Raw genomic sequence first — 18,907 nt, forward strand, 5'->3', positions numbered from 1 at the left:
AAAAAGTTACCGCTAAAACTATTGAATAGCCGATGGGTTAATCTAAAAATAATTATTCTCCATCATGACTACCTATCTGACTCTCAGTACCCTGCTTCTTCTGGCAAGCTGTCAAAGCCGCCCTTCAGACAAATCGGCCAACGAATCAGCTCAAACTCGGCCCGACGAGCAGCAAGCGACCACTACTGCCCCCGACACGCTTTGTTATCAACAGGTCATGAGCCGCGATACCACCAGACTACAATTGGTTATCAACGACATTCTGGCCACGGGCTACCTGGACAACAAGCCGTTTGAAAAAGACAGGGCACGGGGTAGTTTTCAGGGATCGGTCAGCGGCAAGACAATCCGGGCCGATTGGCAGCGTTCGGGCGAAGGCACCACGCAAATCTACCCGCTCGACTTAACCATGAACGGCGACACCATTTCCTGGTACGAAGGAGAACGCGTGGAGAAAGCCGGGAAATGGGTATTAAAAGAGCCCAAAAGTGGCTACCGGTACGTACTGGTAAAAACCACTTGCCCGTAATCAAACATCTGACAGCGTTTTTTGGGTTTCGGTCAACTTCTCCCCTACTGGCGGACGGTATTTCTGGAAAGGTATTTTCAGCAGATTGCCGATGTGGGAATGTTCATGCGGTTCGGTATGCGTATCGATTCCGTAGTGAATGGCTTTGCCCGGCATTTCGTGATAGGTACCGAAGAGCCGGTCCCAGTAGGGGAAAATGTTGCCGTAGTTCGTATTCGTAACCGGCAACACATAATGATGGTGAACATGGTGCATGTTGGGCGTTACGATCACCAGCCCCAACAACCGATCGGCCCAGCGGGGCAACTCGATGTTGGCATGGTTAAACTGCGAAAGAACGACAGACAAAGCCTGATATAAGAAAACCAGCCACATAGGTGCTCCTGTAATGAGCACTGCCAGGGTGGTAAAGGCAAACCGAATGACACTCTCGCCGGGGTGATGGCGGTTGGCCGTAGTGGTATCGACGTAAGTGTCTGTATGATGAATGAGATGGAAACGCCACAGAGCGGCAACTTTATGTTCGGTCCAGTGCGCCAGCCAGGCTCCCACCAGATCCAGAACCAGTAACCCGACGATAACTTCGGCCCAAAGCGGCCAATGAACCCATTGCAACAGCCCGACCTGATTACTAACCGCCCAATCGCTGGTTTTGAGCAGAACAAAAGCCAGCACAAAGTTGACAACAATGGTAGTTACCGTAAAGAACAGGTTGATGCCCGCGTGCTGCACTTTCCGATAAGGGAATCGAAACAAAGGCAAGGCACTTTCAATGATCCAGAAGACAGCAATCCCCCCAACCAGGATCAGCGCCCGATGCGCCGATGGAATATGTTCGAAATAACCAACTAACCCCTCCATAATCAGTGTCTAATTATTTGTCGATATTATACAAATCTACAACGAAATAATACGATTTAGCAGCGGGTGTATGCGTCAAAAAATCACCAAACTTAGTGCTTTGTTTGCCAGTCTGCCTTTTCGGTCGTTGGTTTGTGAATCGTAACCGGCCGTAGATAAGCTTGCCATTACGGAAACACAACTCATTGACAAGACTACACCCAACGAATGCCTCAACCCAAACACGCCCGCGACTCCATAACGGTGATGACCGAAATGGTGCTTCCCAATGATACCAATACCCTCAATAACCTGATGGGTGGGCGACTGCTTCATTTCATGGACATTGCCGCAGCCATTGCCGCTCAGAAACACTCAAACCGCATAGTTGTGACGGCCTCAGTCGATAATGTCTCGTTTTCTGAGCCCATCCGCCTAGGTAATATCGTTACCATGAAAGCTCAGGTAACCCGCGCGTTCAGTTCCTCGATGGAAGTGTTTATTGAAGTATGGGCTGAAGATATCCCCGCCGGTATACGGGTCAGCACAAACAGCGCCTATTATACATTTGTAGCCGTTGACCAAAGTGGCAGACCCATTGAAGTGCCCGCCGTTATCCCCGAAACCGACGACGAAAAGGATCGGTACGCGAGTGCCCTGCGCCGGCGACAGCTACGCCTTGTCCTGGCCGGACGCATGAACGCCCACGATGCTACAGAGCTGAGGGAGTTTTTGCAAGTCTGAACCGAGATTTTAAGAAGATTGGAAGAATTAAACAAGATTACTGAAGAGCCAAACCATTGAATTGTCTGTCAACAATCTTGTCTAATCCTTTAAATCTGGCTAAAATCCCGGTTATGATTACTTCATCTGCGTTATAGCCTGATACACAAGTACCTTAAATTTATCCGTCAGATCACCGTAGCTGTTGGGCACTTTCTGGGTGTAAATCTGCGCGATAATGCCTTCTTTAGGATCGACCCAGTACGTTGTTCCAAAGAAGCCTCCCCAGTCGTAGGTGCCTTCGGAAACTGGTAGCCGGGCTGCACTTTTTTCCGACGTTATCGAGAAGCCCAGCCCAAATTTGTTGAGTCCCTGATTGAGATCTCCGATCTGATTGGTCGTAATGAGCCGAACCGTTGTTGGGCTGAGAAAACGCTTACCGCCATATTCACCCCCATTCAGCATCATTTGCAGGAAAATAGCGTAATCATACATCGTTGACGATAAACCGGCTCCCCCCGAATAGTAGGTTCCCGGCTGCTTTGGGTAATCGCCCGATAGACCATTTAGCGAAGGCAATGGCTTTACAGATTTTACCGAATCCTCGGTAAAGACCATCGTCAGGCGATTTTGCTTGGCCGCTGGCAGATAAAAAAACGTGTCGTTCATGCCCAGCGGGTCAAACAAGCGGGCGCGGAGAAACTGGTCGAGCGATTGACCCGACAGCACTTCGATCAGGTAACCAACCACATCGACACTAAGACCATACGTCCATTTTTCGCCGGGCTGATGCAGCAGCGGTAAAGCTCCCAGCCGGGTCATGGCGTCAGCTAGTGTGCCGGTAGGCGTGCCAATGCCACTGGGTATTTTATTCTTGGCATACATCGCAACCGCTTCTTTTGTGCCAATACCGGGGTAGCTAATGCCTGATGTATGCGTCAGTAGCTGACGGATCGTGATTTCGCGTTTTGCCGGAACGGTAGTAAACGACGAATCTTTCTCGTTGAATTTATCCAGCACTTTTAGGTTTTTGAAGGCCGGAATGTACTTCGAGATAGGGTCGTCGAGTAGAAATTTCCCTTCTTCAAACAGCATCATCAGTCCAATGCTGGTAATGGCTTTCGTTTGTGAGGCAATCCGAAAAATGGCATCCCGTTTTAGTGGCGCCTTCGTCTGAATGTTGTCGAAGCCGTAGGCTTTATGGTAAACAATTCGGCCATTTCGGGAAACCAGCACCCCAACACCCGCCTGTCGACCTTTGGCAATGTAATCGTTGATTACCGCATCCATGCGCTGAAGCCGGATAGTACTCATGCCAACTGTTTCAGCTGCGGCTTCTTTGAGAACAGGCCCCGACAAACCTGTCTGCGCAATAGATATCTGCACGGTGGCAGTAACAAAAAGACCGGCCATCAGGCCGGTCAAATTAACTAGTTTCATACAAACCGGAAGTTGTTAGGAATCAGGGCGAATGTAGTTATTTTTTTACACCCATTATCGATTCAGCCCGGCTGATCACGGTTCCCCCCTGAAGCGTTTCCGTTGTGGTAGACATGGCAAACTGATTTTTATCGAATACCCCTGTAGCGCTATAATTGCCAGTGAAGGTTGTGCCCTGAACGTATATTTGATCCTGTGTTCGGTCAATTACATTAAAGCTGGCCCCGTTTAGTTCTGCGGTTACCTGATAAGGGCGATTGCCCTTTATATCGATGTAAATTTCTTTGGCATTCGAACTCTTGGTAACGGTTACGGTCGTTGTACCTGTTTCAGGTTTCAGTTCGGCACCACCAAACCGAATGACGCTCTGGTAACCTCCCTCATACGTACCGATGTATTGATCGCGGGGGTCAACGTCATCGACCCCTCCTGACTTTTTACAGGCTGTGGTAAGTAAGCCCAAAAAGGCTAAAGCAAGAATACTATTTCGAAAAGATCGAACGGCATAAGAAGTAGCCATGAGTTTGTATAAGTTGTGTTATGGGTTGTGTTCAAGCGTTATCTATCAAACGCCATGCCGTGTTTCGAGCGTATATATAGTAGCTCAAGAAGCCAAATGTAACAGGTTTAGTTAACACCAGTCAACCGGCCGGTCCAAAGACGATGCAGCAAAAAAGCCCCGGCAAATAGATTACCGGGGCTTTTGACGAAACGTAACAGACTAAAAACGCTGTCTGCAGGTGTTTATTGTGTAGTCTGAAACAGATTGCTCTTTATTTTTCGTTTTTATTTTACCGATACTATGGTAACAGCCAGGCGGGTATCGACTTTTATAAGAAGCGTCCATCGACAGCGTGTATGAAGATAAATATATATAAGTTTGTTTCCTGCTGGAAGCCGCTTGCCGAAGGTCTGCGCACAGGCAATCAATCATGAACATGAAAAAATCACTGCTCCTATTTTTCGTAGTTACTACCCTCTTTTTGCATCATGCTACGGCACAAACCACACAACGCGAGGGTAAGGCCAAGACCACTTTTTCTAACCCCCTGCCAATACAGTTTGGCGACCCATACATTTTACATACGAAGGGAATGTATTATATGTACGGCACCGGAGGAGGAGCAGATAAAGGGTTTTCGGCTTACTCGTCTAAAGACATGGTGACCTGGAAGTCAGAAGGGCAGGTTTATTTTCACGACAACAAAAACGGCTGGAGCGACCCAAAAGCCAATTGGGGCGGTGCCTACTGGGCACCGGAAGTGTATGAAGTAAAGGGAAAGTTCTACCTGTTTTACAGCGCTCAATGGAAAGTAAACCCAACCAAAGAACTGGAAAACTTCCGGATTGGTGTAGCCGTGTCCGACAAACCTACGGGCCCGTTCGTTGACCTGACCAACAAACCAGTTTTTGATCCGGGCTATCCTGTTATCGATGCGAACGTGTTTTTTGATACTAACGGAAAAGCCTACTTGTATTTCTCGCGTTGCTGCTACAAACATCCGGTTAAGAGTGAAGTAGCCGATCTTGCCAAAAAGAACGGCTGGTATAACGAGATCGAGGAAAGCTGGGTATACGGTGTTGAAATCAAACCTGACTTTTCCGGCATCGTCGGCCAACCGGTTCTGGTACTACGACCACCCGTTCGTCTGAGCGACAAACAGGCCGAATGGGAGAGCCGATCCGTAACCGCCCGCGAAGTCAACCGCCGGTGGACGGAGGGCTCGGTTACCTTCAAAAAGGACAACCTGTATTATATCATGTATTCGGCCAATCATTTCGGTGGACAGAACTATGCCATCGGATACGCTACAGCGAACTCGCCTTTGGGTCCGTTCAGAAAAGCGGCTAACAATCCGGTTCTGCAGAAAAATACCGACAAGGGCGGCTCGGTAACCGGTACGGGTCACAACAGCGTAACGTACTCACCGGACGGGAAAGAAATGTTCTGCGTCTATCACGCCAGAACTGCCAAAACCGGCGACGAACGGGTTGTTTGTATTGACCGCATGCAGGTTAAAAACGGAATCATTACGATTTCAGGCCCCACCACTACACCGCAAAAGCTCCCTTCGGCTGTAGCAACGTCGGGTGGGCAGTCTAGCGGTAGGTAGTCTATTAGAATAGGACGGGCGAGGGTTTTCAAACGCCATTTCTTCAAGAGATGGCGTTTAAAAACCCTCGCCCGTCCTGCAAACCGGAGCCGATTAAATCTGCGAAAAAGCAGTAGGAATGAGAAAAGTCCGGTGAATATTCGATATGATCTTGGCATCGGCATACTCAGGCATGGAGCTGATTTTCTTCCACTCGGGGTCACCGCCGAAGGTTTTCCAGTTCTGGTCATGTTCATTCATATCATCGAACGTCAGCATATACGTGAGGTTGGGACGCATTGGCCCGATGAGCGTTTCTCCAAAAAACACCGGAGTAAGCCCTACTCGCTTGAAAATGGCGATCTCACCCGCCTGATTGAACATCTCTATCTTCTTTTTCCCGGCTGTTTCATTAGGACTTTCATACCGACGCAACTCAAAAATACGCGTTTTCTTTTCGGGTAATTCCAGCCGGGGCATGTTCGAAAAGGCTTTCAACAGCGAACTCTCAATGCGCTCGTAAGCGGGCGCAGTGGCCTCGGCGTTCAGGTATTCGGCACCGGCTTGCTGGTAGGCGCTATCGTTGGCTAATTGATCAGAGATCTTCAGGTAGGCGTCTAAAGACGTAAAGGGGATCAGCACAAACAGTTTGGTAAATCCCTGAGAAAGGTATTCGGTAAAAACACCCACATTCTTGCTTCCCAGTCGATTGTAGGCAGGAATAGCGGCTTGTTGAAAGTAATTCTGGACTAGCTTAAGTTGCCGACCATTTTTTAACGTGTATGTTCTCAGTTCATAAAACTCCGGGGAAGCGTTCTGCTGAATATCTGTAGCGGCAGTCGCCTGGTTAATTGGCGATAAAACACCCGCCACGGAAGTAGTAAGAAGAGAGGCTTTCACGAACTGACGTCTTTTCATAAACAATGCTTTTTCGGTATGTATCCGGTAGAAATTAACTTTTAATCATTCGTCAAAGGAGGCAAATCGTTCGTTCTACCATACCGCAGCCAACAACATTTTTCGGCAAATCGTATTCTTCCTAAACCAAACAGTGCTGGCAGAACGACCTGAGGTCACATCTGCCAGCACTGTTCGTTGGGTTGTTTACTTACCCTTATTGGGGCTCATCGCCGAACTTCTCGTTGCGGCCCGTTTTATCCGTATCGCCGGTGATAGCGCCTTTCGCCATCTCGAACAGTTTCACCATTTTCCCCCCCGGCCGATCCCAGTATTCACCGGCATGGGTTGTCACTTTAAGCAGCGTAACCTCCGGATCATCTTTCCCATTTGGAAACCAAGTTTTCAGAAAATCGCTCCACAACTGGTCGATCTTGGCTTTATCTTTCACTATTTCGGCATAGCCGGAAGTGGATACATACACCTCGGAGTCGGGGTCCGCAAAACCCAGCGCAATGCGCTCGTTCTGGCGAATTTCCTTGACCTTATTTGAGTTCTCGTACGTAAAGAACCACATGGTGCCGTCGGGATCTATCTCGTGCGTTGCCATGGGTCGGGTGTGAAAATCGCCGTCCGACTCCTGGGTGGTGAGCATGGCAATGCGAATATCCTTGATTTTGTCTTTGAGCTTGTCCAGTTCGATTGGATTCAAGGTGCGTTGAGCTTGCATAAGATTATCAGGTTTGTTATTCAGGCACAATCATATGTTACACTATAGGGTTTATATAATTTTAGAATATTCAGGAAAGTTGAGTGAATGGCCTTTTGAAAAAAGCATCAATGTCGGGAAGTAAACCTGCACAATTTACAAGCTGTTAAAGAGCTGGTCTACCCTTTTTGACAGTCATTTCACAGTCAGCCTTTTACCTTAATCTTTTAAAATTCCCTCCTCCCCGTTGCCCGTTCCCGGCTAGTTTGTTCTATTTTTACAGAGAATGAAATCCTGTAAATCAGTGAAATCATAAAAATCCAGGTTCAGACAATATGCAATTTTCACATCTTCACTGCCATACTCAATACTCGCTGCTCGATGGCCAGGCCGATATTAAGAAGCTGATTAAGAAGGCTAAAGCCGATAATATGCCGGCCGTTGCCATCACCGATCACGGCAATATGTTCGGGGTATTTGAATTTGTAGCCGAAGCCAGCAAGCAGGGCATCAAACCTATTGTTGGCTGTGAATTCTATGTCGTTGAAGACCACCACAAAAAGCAGTTCACCAAAGAGCAAAAGGACGTTCGTTACCACCAGTTGCTGCTGGCGAAGAACGCACAGGGTTACAAAAACCTGGCGAAACTCTGCTCGCTGGGTTATATGGAGGGATTATATGGCAAATATCCCCGCGTTACAAAAGAACTGATTGACCAGTATAAAGAGGGACTCATTGCCTCCACCTGCTGCATTGGCGCATCGGTTCCCAAAACCATTCTCAAAAAAGGCGAGGAAGCCGGTGAGATCGAGTTCAAATGGTGGCTCGACCGCTTCGGCGAGGATTATTACGTTGAACTGCAACGCCATGAAATTCCCGACCAGATCAAAGCCAACGAGGTCTTGATCAAGTTCGCCCGGAAGTACAACGTGAAGATCATTGCCTCCAACGATTCGCACTATGTCGATCAGGACGACTGGGTTGCCCACGACATTCTGCTGTGCGTAAACACCAACGAAAAGCAAAGCACCCCGTCGATGAAAGATTTCAGCGACGACGATGTGATGCCCAAAAATACCCGCTTCGCCTTCTTCAGCGACCAGTTCTATTTCAAGAACACGCAGGAGATGACGACGCTGTTTAAAGACCTGCCCGAAGCCATCGACAATACCAACGAGATCGTGGGCAAGGTTGAAACACTGAAGCTGAAGCGGGACATCATGCTGCCCAACTTCCCGATTCCGAAGGAGTTCCAGCAGCATACCGACGACGTTCTGAACCAGTGGGAATACCTGCGCCACCTGACTTATGAAGGGGCTAAAGAACGATACGTCGACATTCTGCCGCACATTCAGGAACGTCTTGATTTTGAGCTGTTCACGATCCGGACAATGGGATTTGCCGGGTACTTCCTCATCGTGGCCGACTTCATTAAAGCCGGGCGCGATCTGGGCGTTATGATCGGGCCGGGACGTGGCTCGGCCGCCGGTAGTGCGGTGGCTTACTGCACAGGCATCACCAATATCGACCCCATCAAGTACGACCTGCTGTTCGAGCGTTTTCTGAACCCCGACCGTAAGTCAATGCCCGATATTGATACGGACTTCGACGATGAAGGCCGTCAGAAAGTAATCGACTACGTTGTTCAGAAATACGGTAAAGCGCAGGTGGCACAGATCGTGACCTACGGTACCATGGCCTCCAAATCGTCCATCAAAGACGTAGCGCGGGTCATGGACTTACCCTTGCAGGATGCCAACGCCGTAGTGAAGCTCGTGCCCGACAAGCCGACTTACAACATGACCCTCAAACGTATTTTTGAGGACCCGCTCGATGGGCCGGGTGGCCTGTCGAACGTGATTCAGCCCGAAGAACTGGATAACGTGAAGCGGATGCGGGCGCTGGAAGCGGGCGACAAGAGTGCAGCAGCCGCCATGCGGATCGTGGATTACGAAAAGGTATCGGCAGTTCTCAAACAGGCGCGTAAACTCGAAGGCACGGTACGCAATACGGGACTTCATGCCGCCGGTATCATCATCGCCCCCAGCGACCTATCAGACATTGTTCCTGTATCTACCTCAAAAGATACGAACCTGATCATCACCCAATATGAGGGTAAGGTTATTGAGGATGCAGGGGTAATCAAGATGGACTTTCTGGGGTTGCGCAACCTCACCATCATCAAGGAATGTTTGCGGCTTATCCGGCAAAATCACGGTGGATTCTTTATTAATGGGGTAGAAACCGACATTGATGATATTCCGCTGGACGATGAGGAAACCTACAAACTCTTCCAGCGGGGCGAAACCAATGCCGTATTCCAGTTTGAATCCGACGGCATGAAAAAGCACATGAAAGACCTGAAACCTGACCGTTTCGGTGACCTCATTGCCATGAACGCCCTTTATCGTCCGGGTCCGATTGCGTACATCCCGAACTACATTAACCGCAAACACGGCCGTGAAGAAGTCAAGTACGACATGCCAGAAATGGAAGAGTATTTGGCTGATACCTACGGTATTACCGTGTATCAGGAGCAGTTAATGCTGCTGTCGCAAAAGCTGGGCAACTTCACCAAAGGCGACGCCGACGTACTGCGGAAGGCGATGGGGAAGAAAGACAAAGCCACGCTGGATAAGATGAAAGGCAAGTTTATGGATGGCTGCGCTTCCAATAATCTGCCGCTGAAAGTATGCGAAAAAGTCTGGACCGACTGGGAAGCCTTTGCCTCTTACGCCTTTAACAAATCGCACTCAACCTGTTATGCCTTCGTAGCGTACCAGACGGCTTACCTCAAAGCCCACTATCGTTCAGAGTACATGGCGGCCGTTTTAACGAGCTGCCTGGGCACGATCGATAAGATTACATTCTTCATGGAAGAATGTAAGAACATCAACATTCCGGTTCTGGGGCCGGATGTAAACGAATCCGAACGCTTTTTTGGCGTTAACAAAAAAGGAGAGATTCGTTTCGGCCTGGGGGGTATCAAAGGCGCGGGCGACGCGGCCGTTGAAGCCATCATTGAGGAACGAAAAGCGGGTGGCCCATTCAAAGACATATTCGATTTTGCCATTCGGGTCAACCTGCGCACGGTGAACAAGAAAACCTGGGAATCATTGGCCTATGCCGGTGCATTCGACAGCATCGACGAGTACCATCGGGCGCAGTATTTCGAGATGGCCGAGGGCGACACATCCCCATTTCTGGACAAGATTATCCGCTACGCCAACAACTACCACGCCGAGAAAGCAGCTGCCCAACAGTCGCTGTTTGGTGCGATGATGAATGGTGAGCCGATGCTTTCCCGTCCCAAAGCGCCTATCGTAACCGAATGGAACCAGATAGAAAAGTTGAAATTCGAGAAGGATGTTGTCGGCTTTTACATCACCGGTCATCCACTGGATGAGTTTAAACTCGAAATGGAGGGATTCTGTAACTGTACGCTGGCCAATATTTTCGAAACCAAACAACCTGAAATTAAGGTGGGGGGTATTGTATCGGCGGTACAAATGCGGGTAACCAAGAGCGGCAATCCGTTCTGTATCTTCAAGTTTGAGGATTATAACTCCTCACTGGAAATGGCCCTTTTCGGTGATGACTATGTTCGGCTGGTGCAATACATTGAGGTAGGGCGCTTCCTCCACATTACGGGAAAGACGCAGAACAAATGGGGTTCGGAACAACTGGAATTCAAGCCCACCAGCATTCGTTTGCTGAACGACATGCGCGAAAAATTCTGCAAAGAGCTACGCGTATCGTTAGCTCTGGACGCCTTGAACGCTCAACTCGTAGCCAGAATCAACGAGTTAGTAAATGCCCACCCCGGCAGTTGTACGCTGTCGCTCAATGTGGTCGATCATAGCGAGCGCATCGAAGTCAGCTTACAGGCAAGATCGTTGAAAGTGTCACCCGCTAATTCATTGCTTCGGTCGCTGGAAGCTATAGACGGTGTGACGTGCAAGGTGGCGTAAAACTCGGAACTAAACGGCGTGAAAACGGTTTATGCTCATGAAACAAGTTCAACAAATAAACTCTTTCAGTCATGGCAGCAGGAACACATGCCGTAGAAGCAACCGACGCGAACTTCAACGATCTTATAAATTCTGACAAACCTGTTTTAGTAGATTTCTGGGCCGAATGGTGCGGTCCCTGTAAAATGATCGGGCCAGTTGTAGAGCAACTTGCCGGTGAATACGAAGGGAAAGCCGTAGTAGCGAAAATGGACGTTGATCAAAACTCCCAGGTGCCCGCTAAATTTGGTATCCGCAGCATCCCGACGCTGATGATCTTCAAAAACGGTCAGTTAGTTGATAAAGTAATCGGCGCCGTTCCCAAAAACGTACTGGAGCAAAAACTTCAGGGCGCTATGGAACCCGCAACGATTTAAGGTTTTAGGTTTTCAACAAAAAAAGGCTTTCCGATTAATCGGAAAGCCTTTTTTGTTGCCAGTGTACTTACCCTCTTTTTATACCAACATCCGCATTGGATCTTCGAGCAGTTGCTTGAACGTTTGCAGGAAGGCCGACCCTGTTGCGCCATCCACGACGCGGTGATCGCAGGACAGGGTTACCTTCATTACATTTGTTGGTTTAGCCACCTCGCCTTCAAACTTCACTGTCTGCTTGATAGCACCAACGGCCAGAATGCACGAATCGGGTGGGTTGATGATCGCTGTAAATTCTTCGATGCCAAACATACCGAGGTTGGAAATCGAGAACGTGCTGCCTTCCCAGTCTTTCGGTTGTAGTTTCTTGTCCTTGGCTTTTCCGGCCAGATCCTTCACTTCGCCCGAAATAGTCGACAGGGTTTTCTGATCGGCATTCCGGACAACGGGTACCAGCAAGCCTTCATCGACCGCTACGGCGACACCGATGTTCACGTACTTGTACTTCCGGATTTTATCACCCAACCACGACGAGTTGACGTTAGGATGCTGTTTCAGTGCCAGGGCAGCTGCCTTGATCACGAAATCATTGAACGATACTTTAACCGGGCTAAGGCCATTCACCGTACCGCGCAGATCCATTGCCTTGTCCATGTTGATTTCCATGGTCAGATAGAAGTGCGGAGCGGTAAACAGACTCTCGCTCAGACGACGGGCAATGGTTTTGCGCATCTGAGTAACCGGAACATCCTCATAATCCCCGGCAGGGGTTGGCGCGGGAGCTGGTGCCGGTGCTGGCGTTGCAGCAGGAGCCGATGCCGCTGGTTGAGCCACGGGTTGTTGTGCCGGTGCCGCTGGTTGAGCCGCCGGAGCTGCTTTACCGGGAACAAACGACTCCACATCGCTTTTCACAATACGACCTTCGGGGCCGCTGCCCTGTACCTGTGCCAGATTGATGCCTTTTTCTTCGGCAATGCGCTTAGCCAGAGGAGAAGCTTTCACGCGGCCATTCGACTCGGCGGCATCACCTTCCCCACCGGCATACGACAAATCCGTATCGGCATTGGCAGGTAAATCAGCCTGAGGATTCTGTTGAGCCGTTGCGCTGCCACCTTCGCCGGTAGCCGCCTGCTGACCCGCTGCGGGCGCACCAGTACCACCATCAAGCAGTACTTTGAAATTGGCCCCTTTCTCCCCGACTACAGCAATGACTTCATCAACCGCCACCGACGAACCTTCTTTGACACCAATATAAAGCAACGTACCTTCCTCGTAGGCTTCGAGGTCCATGGTCGCTTTGTCGGTTTCGACTTCAGCCAGTACATCGCCCGATTTCACGGTATCGCCTTCTTTTTTGTGCCACGCCACGATGGTTCCTTCCGTCATGGTATCGCTCATTTTGGGCATCCGGATAATCGACGCATTGACGTTCTCGGCAGGAGCCGCCGATACGGCCTTCTGATCGGGTAACTTGGAGGTCGCTTCATTACTTGCGCTGTTGGCAGGTGCTGGCGCTGGTTCTTGCTTGGGAGCCGCCGGGGCTGCTTCCTGACTTCCTCCGCTCGATCCGTTGAGTACGGCTTTGTAATCTTCACCATCTGCTCCGATAACGGCCAGAACGCCATCTACCGGCACCGACGCTCCTTTTTCAACACCGATGTACAGCAATGTACCCTCGTCGTATGCTTCGAGGTCCATGGTTGCTTTGTCAGTTTCAACTTCGGCCAGTACGTCGCCGGACTTTACTTTATCGCCCACTTTTTTGTGCCACTCTGCAATGACGCCTTCGGTCATTGTGTCGCTCATTTTGGGCATTCGGATTAATTCAGCCATAAGAAGCTATGTATGTAATCGGGTTATACGAAAGGACTTGCTGGGTCGCCAGCGTGGCGAGCCGGTTGAGGCCCAAAATTAGCGGAAACCAGTCAATATCTATAACAGCAAGTAAAGTATAACCTTTATTGCTGTTATAGATAAACGACTGACAGGGGTATTTCGTTAAATACCATCCGGCTTATCGCTCTAGTTACTACTATTTATAAGCCGTTAATTACTCTACCCACAGGACCAATCCTTTTAGATAACCGCCCTCCGGGTGAAATAAACTAACGGGGTGATCGGCGGGTTGGCTCAGGTGATGCAGCACCCGCACCTGCCGACCGGCCTCAATGGCCGCTGCCACAATTGTATTGTAGAACAATTCACGATCTACTACCTGCGAGCAGGAGAATGTAAACAACAGGCCGCCCTTGGCTACCCGCTTGAAGCCTTCGGCATTCAAACGTTTGTAACCCTGCACCGCCCGGTGCCGCGCCGACTGGCTTTTGGCAAAAGCCGGTGGATCAAGCACCACGACATCGTATTGCTGATCGTGATTTTTCAGGTAATGCATCACATCCTCGGCAAAAGCCTGGTGCCGATCATCACCTTCGCCAAAGTTGGCAGTTATGTTCTGATCCGTTAGGTTGATTGCTTTTTGAGACACATCGACCGAATGCACCAGTGTAGCTCCCGCTTTGAGTCCATACACTGAAAACCCGCCCGAATAGCAAAAAGCGTTCAATATCTTTTTCCCTTTGGCATACTGCGCCAGTAGTGCCCGGTTATCGCGCTGATCGAGGAAAAAGCCGGTTTTCTGACCGGTAATCCAGTCGATCATAAACGTATTACCGTTTTCCAGCACCGGATGCGGTACGGGTGTACGGCCATACAAGTATCCATTCGTTACGGTAGCACCGTATTCATCGGGCAGCGTTTCGGCACTTTTGTCATATACAGCCTTGAGTTCATCACCAAAAACCGCTTTCAGGGCATCGGTAATGATTTCCCGCTCCCGGTGCATCCCGATGGAATGTGCCTGTAGAACGATGACACCGTTGTACATGTCCAGAATCAGACCCGTACAGCCATCACCCTCGCCGTGAACAAGCCGATAGCAATTTGTTTCACCCGTTACAATCACTTTTCGAATAGACCGGATATGGGCTAACTTTTTGGTCCAGTAGGGTAAGTCGGGGGTAACGGGTCCGCCTGCTGTGGCGTTGAACGAGAAAATACGTACCGCAATACTGCCATCATGGTAATGGCCGGTGGCGAGGTAGTTCTTTTTGCTGTCGAATACCTCGACCACATCGCCGTCGTTCAGGTTGCCCTCGTAGCGGCTGATAGCTCGTGAAAACACCCAGGGGTGAAATCGCCGGAGGGCCTCATCGCGTCCGGCCTGCAGATATAATTTTGAGAACGTCATTCATCTTTAAGAAAGATCGCAAAGATACGTTGTTGTTTTTTGTCATTCCCTAAAGGCCTGATTAAACCGGGAAAGAGTTAAGCAGTCTAAAATTTTTAGGCCATTTTGCGTAGAAGCGGCCCATCTTTACGTTTTAAACCTGCAAACTTTTACCAAACATGCAACGACGCAGTTTTCTAAAACAGTCTGGCCTGTTAACGGCCGGAGCCTTAACCCTCAGCCAAACGAACCTTCTGGCCAACGCACCCGCTAAATTGATTAGCCCATTCGGCGTTCAATTATACAGCGCCCGCGATGTGATGCCCAAAGATCCCAAGGGTGTCATGACCGAGTTAGCCAAAATGGGCTACAAACAATTTGAGAGCTTCAGCGGAGCACAGGGATTCCTGTGGGGTATGGAGCCGAAAGAAATGAAATCCTTCCTCGACGGTCTGGGTGTAAAAATGGTCAGCACCCACTTCAACTTCCGGGGTGATATGGAGAAGCCCGATGGCCTGAAGAAAAGTATTGACATGGCTCATGGTGCCGGCTTAACTTATCTTCTATGCCCTTACATTGGACCCCAAAAGACCTGGGATGACTGGAAGAAAATTGCGGATATGTTCAACAAGGCCGGAGAAGAAGTGAGCAAGGCCGGACTTAAATTCGGTTACCACAACCACGATTACTCATTCCGCCCCCTCGATGGCAAACTTCCGCAGGAATTCCTGCTGGCCAACACCGACCCTAAAAACGTAATGTTCGAACTGGATTTGTGCTGGATTGACGTAGCAGGCGTAAATACGGCCGACCACCTCAAGAAATACGGTAAACGCTACGAGTTGTGTCACGTTAAAGATTATACGGTACAGGGCGGCAAGCCGGTACAAAACGATCTGGGCAAAGGCAACGTAGACTTCAAGAAAACGCTTCGTATTGCCATGGACAGCGGCATCAAGTACTTCCTTGTCGAACAGGAAGAATACGCCGAGTCGCCGATGGTGAGTTTAAAGAACGACGCCGATTATATGAAAAAGCTAGCGGTGTAACCGGGATTTTAACCAGATTTAAAGGATTAAACAAGATGACTGCTAGTAAATAGCAGTCATCTTGTTTAATCCTTTCTATTTTAGCTAAATGTACAATCCTGTTACTCCCTCCTGTTTCGGTCAATTGTACAATCCTGTTTACCCCTTTCTTTTTTTAGTCAATTGCTTAACTCGTCTAATCTTTAAACTCTTGTTAAAATCACGGTTCGGATTCCTCCCTCACTTTAAACAGCCGCTTCAGCCACCCATTCTTTTCTTGTGCTTCCTCCTTCTGTTCCTGATCGGTAAGCTGGTATTTTGCTAAACCCCGTAAATCCGGCTGACCAGCATCGACCCAGCAGGTGTACCAGAAATCGCCGACCATCTTTACAGACGCCCGCATCTGGCGCTCCACCTGCCCTCGTAAGCGTTCGTGGTACTGCCGCGAAAAATCCGACGAATAGACCTTAGCCGTAATTCCGTTTCGTTCTTCAAACCCATATTTACGGGCCTCCCCTACCTGCTCCGTCAACTGCCGTTCAATATGCAATACGGAGTCTAAGGCAGCATTGGCATTGAATACCGCCCGCCAGGCTGCTTTCTGCGGAGAGTAAAGATACTCCGCCTGGCCCGTCAGGAAATCATAGTTCGTACTGAACAGCTCCGGAAGCCTCGATTCCCAAAACCCATGAATACCCTGTTGATTAGTCAGTTGACCATTGTAATTGCGGGTTGTGTGCAAGGGCACATTAGCATCGGCAATGTAATGTCCCAAATCGGCGGCTACGCGCAGAATTCGCCTTGCATCCCGCTGCTTGAAGGCTTCTGTTAGCTGATACTTTGTGAGTTGTATTTGCCAGGGGACCAATCCATGCAACGCCAGCGAGTCTTCACCATACCGATCCGTAGCGTCTCTGTAATACCGTGGCAAGGTGGCAGCTGTCGTATCTGGATAAGCATCGAGATCAATAAAATGCCGGGGTGCCTCGCCCACAACCGCATACCGGCGCTTGTCGGGGTTGACTGCATTGTCAGCTAAAAAGTTGATGTGTTTCTTAAAAAACGCCATCATATCAACGGGCAGCGTAAATACCGCCAGCCGATTAATCTGCTGATGCGCAAAGAAGCCCCACAGTGGATACCGTTTAGTTGGATACTGCCAGATAAGGCTCTCTGAACAGGCCTGTTTCTGACTAATAACACTACTCACCGGCAGTTGATTAGCTGCTTTCTCCACTATGTCATGGCTGACACAAACCCGGTTAGCGAAAAAAAAAGTGACAGAAATTAGTAACCAAATAAAACGTTTGTACATTTGCTCAAACATGGTACTTTACAAGTAAAATATTTAACTATTCACTTAATGCGCCATGTAATTCAAAACAAAATTTGGTCAAAATAACAAATCTTCGAATATCATGAATGCCAAATCAAAGGGATATACCCTAATCGTTGTGTTACTCTGTGCTTTTGCTTTAACAATCTATGGTGCTTACTCACCTGCCAGAAAAGCTCAAAAACAGCAAATTGTGTGTGTAAAATTCAAAAAAGGGGTCGAAAGTGCAGCAGTTGAGCAGCATATGAATGGTTTTGCGTCCCTAAAGCATGAAATTCCACAGATCGTCGGTTATACGTCCGGCAAGACAATTTTGCCAAATCAGGCCGTTTCTGAGTATGATGTTGTACATTATCTTACGTTTCAATCGGAGGCCGATATAAAAACGTTTGAGAACAGCGAGGCATACAAACAGTTCGTTAAAGAAAATGAGGTTGTCTGGGAAAAAACGTTGACTGTCAACGCCGATATCCGTCAGTAAGACCAGGTAAATCAAAGAATTTCGGTTGGAACTATTGATTGTTCCAACCGAAATTCTTATTTTTGCGCCCTCATATCGCGACAACGATCTCATTTTATATACCAATGGCAAATCACAAGTCATCAAAAAAAGCAATCCGGTCGAGTGCCAAGAAGCGCCTTTTGAACCGCTACCAGCACGTTACGACCCGGAACATGGTGAAAAAACTCCGTACCACAACTGATCACGCAATGGCCGTTGAACTGTATAAAGCCGTTTCTTCTGCTTTAGACAAACTCGCCAAGCGTAATATCATTCACAAGAACAAAGCGTCTAATAACAAGTCGAAACTGGCTCGTTTGGTGAACGGTCTGAAAGCGGCTCAAGCTTAGTTATAGTCAGTCGTTATAGAGTTATTCGTTGTTAAACCAATAACGGGTAACTATTCCGGCAGATACTAGTCATTCGAAACCTTACCTGTTTGTAGGTAAGGTTTTTTTGTGCACTTTGTCAACTAAAGTAGCACCGTAATTGACTTATACTCATGCCTTATCAAAACTCCGGTACCATACAGAGCTGGGCCGAAGAAGACCGTCCGCGGGAAAAACTCATGCTGAAGGGTAAAGCCGCCCTGTCTGAAGCCGAATTGATTGCCATTTTGCTCAACTCTGGTACGGTTGATCTGACAGCCGTGGACGTAGCCAAAATCATCCTAAAGAGCGTTAATAATAACCTCAACGATCTGGCTAAGCTTAGTATTAAAGATTTATCCAAGTTCAGAGGAATTGGCGAAGCGCGGGCTATCACCATTATCGCAGCTCTCGAACTGGGACGTCGCCGGAAGGAACAGGACCGGCCACAGCGGGCACGCGTTACCTGCTCCCGAGACGCCTATAACGAGATGATTCCGCACCTGATCGACAAACCTCACGAAGAATTCTGGATTCTGCTGATGAACCGCGCCAATGAAATTCTACGCCCCGTTCAAATTAGTACCGGCGGTGTTTCAGGTACTGTTGCCGACCCGAAGCTAATTTTCAAACAGGCTATTGAGCATCTGGCCTCGTCGATGATTCTGTTTCATAACCATCCATCGGGGAACCTGACACCTTCTCAGGCGGATAAAGATTTAACCCGCAAGCTGAAAGAAGCCGGACGTCTGCTGGACATTCCCGTACTCGATCACCTAATTTTTACGGACAAAGCCTATTATAGCTTCGCTGATGAAGGAATTTTATAAAT

Annotated in this window: 17 protein-coding genes; 9 read left to right on the top strand and 8 right to left on the bottom strand. The window is 48.8% G+C overall.

All coding sequences use genetic code 11. The features are described 5' to 3' along the window. The first annotated feature begins 64 nt into the window (after positions 1-64). On the top strand, positions 65-529 hold the full coding sequence (locus tag ACYVJM_RS19270; protein WP_461149854.1) for a hypothetical protein: 465 nt from the start codon (positions 65-67) through the stop codon (positions 527-529). On the opposite strand, the gene ACYVJM_RS19275 is transcribed toward ACYVJM_RS19270, so the two are convergent. Next, positions 530-1,390: a sterol desaturase family protein gene (locus ACYVJM_RS19275; RefSeq protein WP_461149855.1), complete on the bottom strand. Its 861-nt coding sequence runs from the start codon at positions 1,388-1,390 to the stop codon at positions 530-532. A 207-nt stretch (positions 1,391-1,597) separates the two neighbouring features. Here ACYVJM_RS19275 and ACYVJM_RS19280 point away from each other — a divergent pair, with 207 nt between their 5' ends. Continuing rightward, positions 1,598-2,113 (top strand): acyl-CoA thioesterase, encoded by a 516-nt coding sequence (locus tag ACYVJM_RS19280; RefSeq protein ID WP_461149856.1) that lies wholly within the window; start codon positions 1,598-1,600, stop codon positions 2,111-2,113. A 117-nt stretch (positions 2,114-2,230) separates the two neighbouring features. On the opposite strand, the gene ACYVJM_RS19285 is transcribed toward ACYVJM_RS19280, so the two are convergent. Together ACYVJM_RS19285 and ACYVJM_RS19290 are read right to left on the bottom strand one after the other, a co-directional pair. Next, positions 2,231-3,532 carry a serine hydrolase domain-containing protein gene (locus ACYVJM_RS19285; RefSeq protein ID WP_461149857.1) on the bottom strand — a complete coding sequence of 434 codons (1,302 nt, stop codon included), beginning with the start codon at positions 3,530-3,532 and terminating at the stop codon, positions 2,231-2,233. 37 nt (positions 3,533-3,569) lie between these two features. Continuing rightward, a complete protein-coding gene (locus tag ACYVJM_RS19290; RefSeq protein WP_461149858.1) occupies positions 3,570-4,052 on the bottom strand; it encodes a hypothetical protein in 483 nt (160 codons plus the stop codon). Positions 4,053-4,470: 418 nt separating this feature from the next. Here ACYVJM_RS19290 and ACYVJM_RS19295 point away from each other — a divergent pair, with 418 nt between their 5' ends. Then, the gene (locus ACYVJM_RS19295) at positions 4,471-5,646 is read left to right on the top strand and encodes a glycoside hydrolase family 43 protein (protein WP_461149859.1); all 1,176 of its coding nucleotides are present in this window, start codon (positions 4,471-4,473) and stop codon (positions 5,644-5,646) included. A gap of 93 nt (positions 5,647-5,739) precedes the next feature. On the opposite strand, the gene ACYVJM_RS19300 is transcribed toward ACYVJM_RS19295, so the two are convergent. Both ACYVJM_RS19300 and ACYVJM_RS19305 read right to left on the bottom strand, forming a co-directional pair. Continuing rightward, a complete protein-coding gene (locus ACYVJM_RS19300) occupies positions 5,740-6,543 on the bottom strand; it encodes an NIPSNAP family protein (RefSeq protein WP_461149860.1) in 804 nt (267 codons plus the stop codon). Positions 6,544-6,739: 196 nt separating this feature from the next. After that, a complete protein-coding gene (locus ACYVJM_RS19305; protein ID WP_461149861.1) occupies positions 6,740-7,252 on the bottom strand; it encodes a pyridoxamine 5'-phosphate oxidase family protein in 513 nt (170 codons plus the stop codon). 314 nt (positions 7,253-7,566) lie between these two features. Here ACYVJM_RS19305 and dnaE point away from each other — a divergent pair, with 314 nt between their 5' ends. Beyond that, complete coding sequence (gene dnaE / locus ACYVJM_RS19310; RefSeq protein WP_461149862.1) at positions 7,567-11,202, top strand: DNA polymerase III subunit alpha; 3,636 nt, start codon at positions 7,567-7,569, stop codon at positions 11,200-11,202. Positions 11,203-11,273: 71 nt separating this feature from the next. Continuing rightward, positions 11,274-11,618, top strand: a complete 345-nt coding sequence (trxA, locus tag ACYVJM_RS19315) for a thioredoxin (RefSeq protein WP_012925146.1) — start codon at positions 11,274-11,276, stop codon at positions 11,616-11,618. Positions 11,619-11,696: 78 nt separating this feature from the next. Here trxA and ACYVJM_RS19320 read toward each other — a convergent pair whose 3' ends face one another. Beyond that, complete coding sequence (locus tag ACYVJM_RS19320; RefSeq protein ID WP_461149863.1) at positions 11,697-13,448, bottom strand: pyruvate dehydrogenase complex dihydrolipoamide acetyltransferase; 1,752 nt, start codon at positions 13,446-13,448, stop codon at positions 11,697-11,699. A gap of 217 nt (positions 13,449-13,665) precedes the next feature. Continuing rightward, positions 13,666-14,862: a class I SAM-dependent rRNA methyltransferase gene (locus ACYVJM_RS19325; RefSeq protein ID WP_461149864.1), complete on the bottom strand. Its 1,197-nt coding sequence runs from the start codon at positions 14,860-14,862 to the stop codon at positions 13,666-13,668. A 158-nt stretch (positions 14,863-15,020) separates the two neighbouring features. Here ACYVJM_RS19325 and ACYVJM_RS19330 point away from each other — a divergent pair, with 158 nt between their 5' ends. Beyond that, the gene (locus ACYVJM_RS19330) at positions 15,021-15,890 is read left to right on the top strand and encodes a sugar phosphate isomerase/epimerase family protein (protein WP_461149865.1); all 870 of its coding nucleotides are present in this window, start codon (positions 15,021-15,023) and stop codon (positions 15,888-15,890) included. Between the two features lie 199 nt (positions 15,891-16,089). On the opposite strand, the gene ACYVJM_RS19335 is transcribed toward ACYVJM_RS19330, so the two are convergent. After that, on the bottom strand, positions 16,090-17,184 hold the full coding sequence (locus ACYVJM_RS19335) for a zinc dependent phospholipase C family protein (RefSeq protein ID WP_461149866.1): 1,095 nt from the start codon (positions 17,182-17,184) through the stop codon (positions 16,090-16,092). A 103-nt stretch (positions 17,185-17,287) separates the two neighbouring features. Here ACYVJM_RS19335 and ACYVJM_RS19340 point away from each other — a divergent pair, with 103 nt between their 5' ends. The 3 genes from ACYVJM_RS19340 to radC all read left to right on the top strand — a co-directional run bounded on the left by ACYVJM_RS19340 (position 17,288) and on the right by radC (position 18,905). Further along, a complete protein-coding gene (locus tag ACYVJM_RS19340) occupies positions 17,288-17,686 on the top strand; it encodes a Dabb family protein (RefSeq protein ID WP_461149867.1) in 399 nt (132 codons plus the stop codon). A 104-nt stretch (positions 17,687-17,790) separates the two neighbouring features. Beyond that, a complete protein-coding gene (rpsT, locus tag ACYVJM_RS19345; protein WP_461149868.1) occupies positions 17,791-18,057 on the top strand; it encodes a 30S ribosomal protein S20 in 267 nt (88 codons plus the stop codon). A gap of 152 nt (positions 18,058-18,209) precedes the next feature. Continuing rightward, positions 18,210-18,905: a RadC family protein gene (gene radC / locus ACYVJM_RS19350; protein WP_461149869.1), complete on the top strand. Its 696-nt coding sequence runs from the start codon at positions 18,210-18,212 to the stop codon at positions 18,903-18,905. The last annotated feature ends 2 nt before the right edge of the window (positions 18,906-18,907 follow it).

This window comes from Spirosoma pulveris (assembly GCF_054781875.1).

What these genes read in the sequence shown, in the direction of transcription:
- ACYVJM_RS19330 (WP_461149865.1), top strand. Translation starts at nt 15,021, where the DNA reads ATGCAACGACGCAGTTTTCTAAAACAGTCTGGCCTGTTAACGGCCGGA.
- ACYVJM_RS19280 (WP_461149856.1), top strand. Translation starts at nt 1,598, where the DNA reads ATGCCTCAACCCAAACACGCCCGCGACTCCATAACGGTGATGACCGAA.
- radC (WP_461149869.1), top strand. Translation starts at nt 18,210, where the DNA reads ATGCCTTATCAAAACTCCGGTACCATACAGAGCTGGGCCGAAGAAGAC.
- ACYVJM_RS19335 (WP_461149866.1), bottom strand. Translation starts at nt 17,184, where the DNA reads ATGTACAAACGTTTTATTTGGTTACTAATTTCTGTCACTTTTTTTTTC.
- ACYVJM_RS19285 (WP_461149857.1), bottom strand. Translation starts at nt 3,532, where the DNA reads ATGAAACTAGTTAATTTGACCGGCCTGATGGCCGGTCTTTTTGTTACT.
- ACYVJM_RS19305 (WP_461149861.1), bottom strand. Translation starts at nt 7,252, where the DNA reads ATGCAAGCTCAACGCACCTTGAATCCAATCGAACTGGACAAGCTCAAA.
- ACYVJM_RS19300 (WP_461149860.1), bottom strand. Translation starts at nt 6,543, where the DNA reads ATGAAAAGACGTCAGTTCGTGAAAGCCTCTCTTCTTACTACTTCCGTG.
- ACYVJM_RS19295 (WP_461149859.1), top strand. Translation starts at nt 4,471, where the DNA reads ATGAAAAAATCACTGCTCCTATTTTTCGTAGTTACTACCCTCTTTTTG.
- dnaE (WP_461149862.1), top strand. Translation starts at nt 7,567, where the DNA reads ATGCAATTTTCACATCTTCACTGCCATACTCAATACTCGCTGCTCGAT.
- ACYVJM_RS19320 (WP_461149863.1), bottom strand. Translation starts at nt 13,448, where the DNA reads ATGGCTGAATTAATCCGAATGCCCAAAATGAGCGACACAATGACCGAA.
- ACYVJM_RS19325 (WP_461149864.1), bottom strand. Translation starts at nt 14,862, where the DNA reads ATGACGTTCTCAAAATTATATCTGCAGGCCGGACGCGATGAGGCCCTC.
- ACYVJM_RS19270 (WP_461149854.1), top strand. Translation starts at nt 65, where the DNA reads ATGACTACCTATCTGACTCTCAGTACCCTGCTTCTTCTGGCAAGCTGT.
- ACYVJM_RS19275 (WP_461149855.1), bottom strand. Translation starts at nt 1,390, where the DNA reads ATGGAGGGGTTAGTTGGTTATTTCGAACATATTCCATCGGCGCATCGG.
- ACYVJM_RS19290 (WP_461149858.1), bottom strand. Translation starts at nt 4,052, where the DNA reads ATGGCTACTTCTTATGCCGTTCGATCTTTTCGAAATAGTATTCTTGCT.
- trxA (WP_012925146.1), top strand. Translation starts at nt 11,274, where the DNA reads ATGGCAGCAGGAACACATGCCGTAGAAGCAACCGACGCGAACTTCAAC.
- ACYVJM_RS19340 (WP_461149867.1), top strand. Translation starts at nt 17,288, where the DNA reads ATGAATGCCAAATCAAAGGGATATACCCTAATCGTTGTGTTACTCTGT.
- rpsT (WP_461149868.1), top strand. Translation starts at nt 17,791, where the DNA reads ATGGCAAATCACAAGTCATCAAAAAAAGCAATCCGGTCGAGTGCCAAG.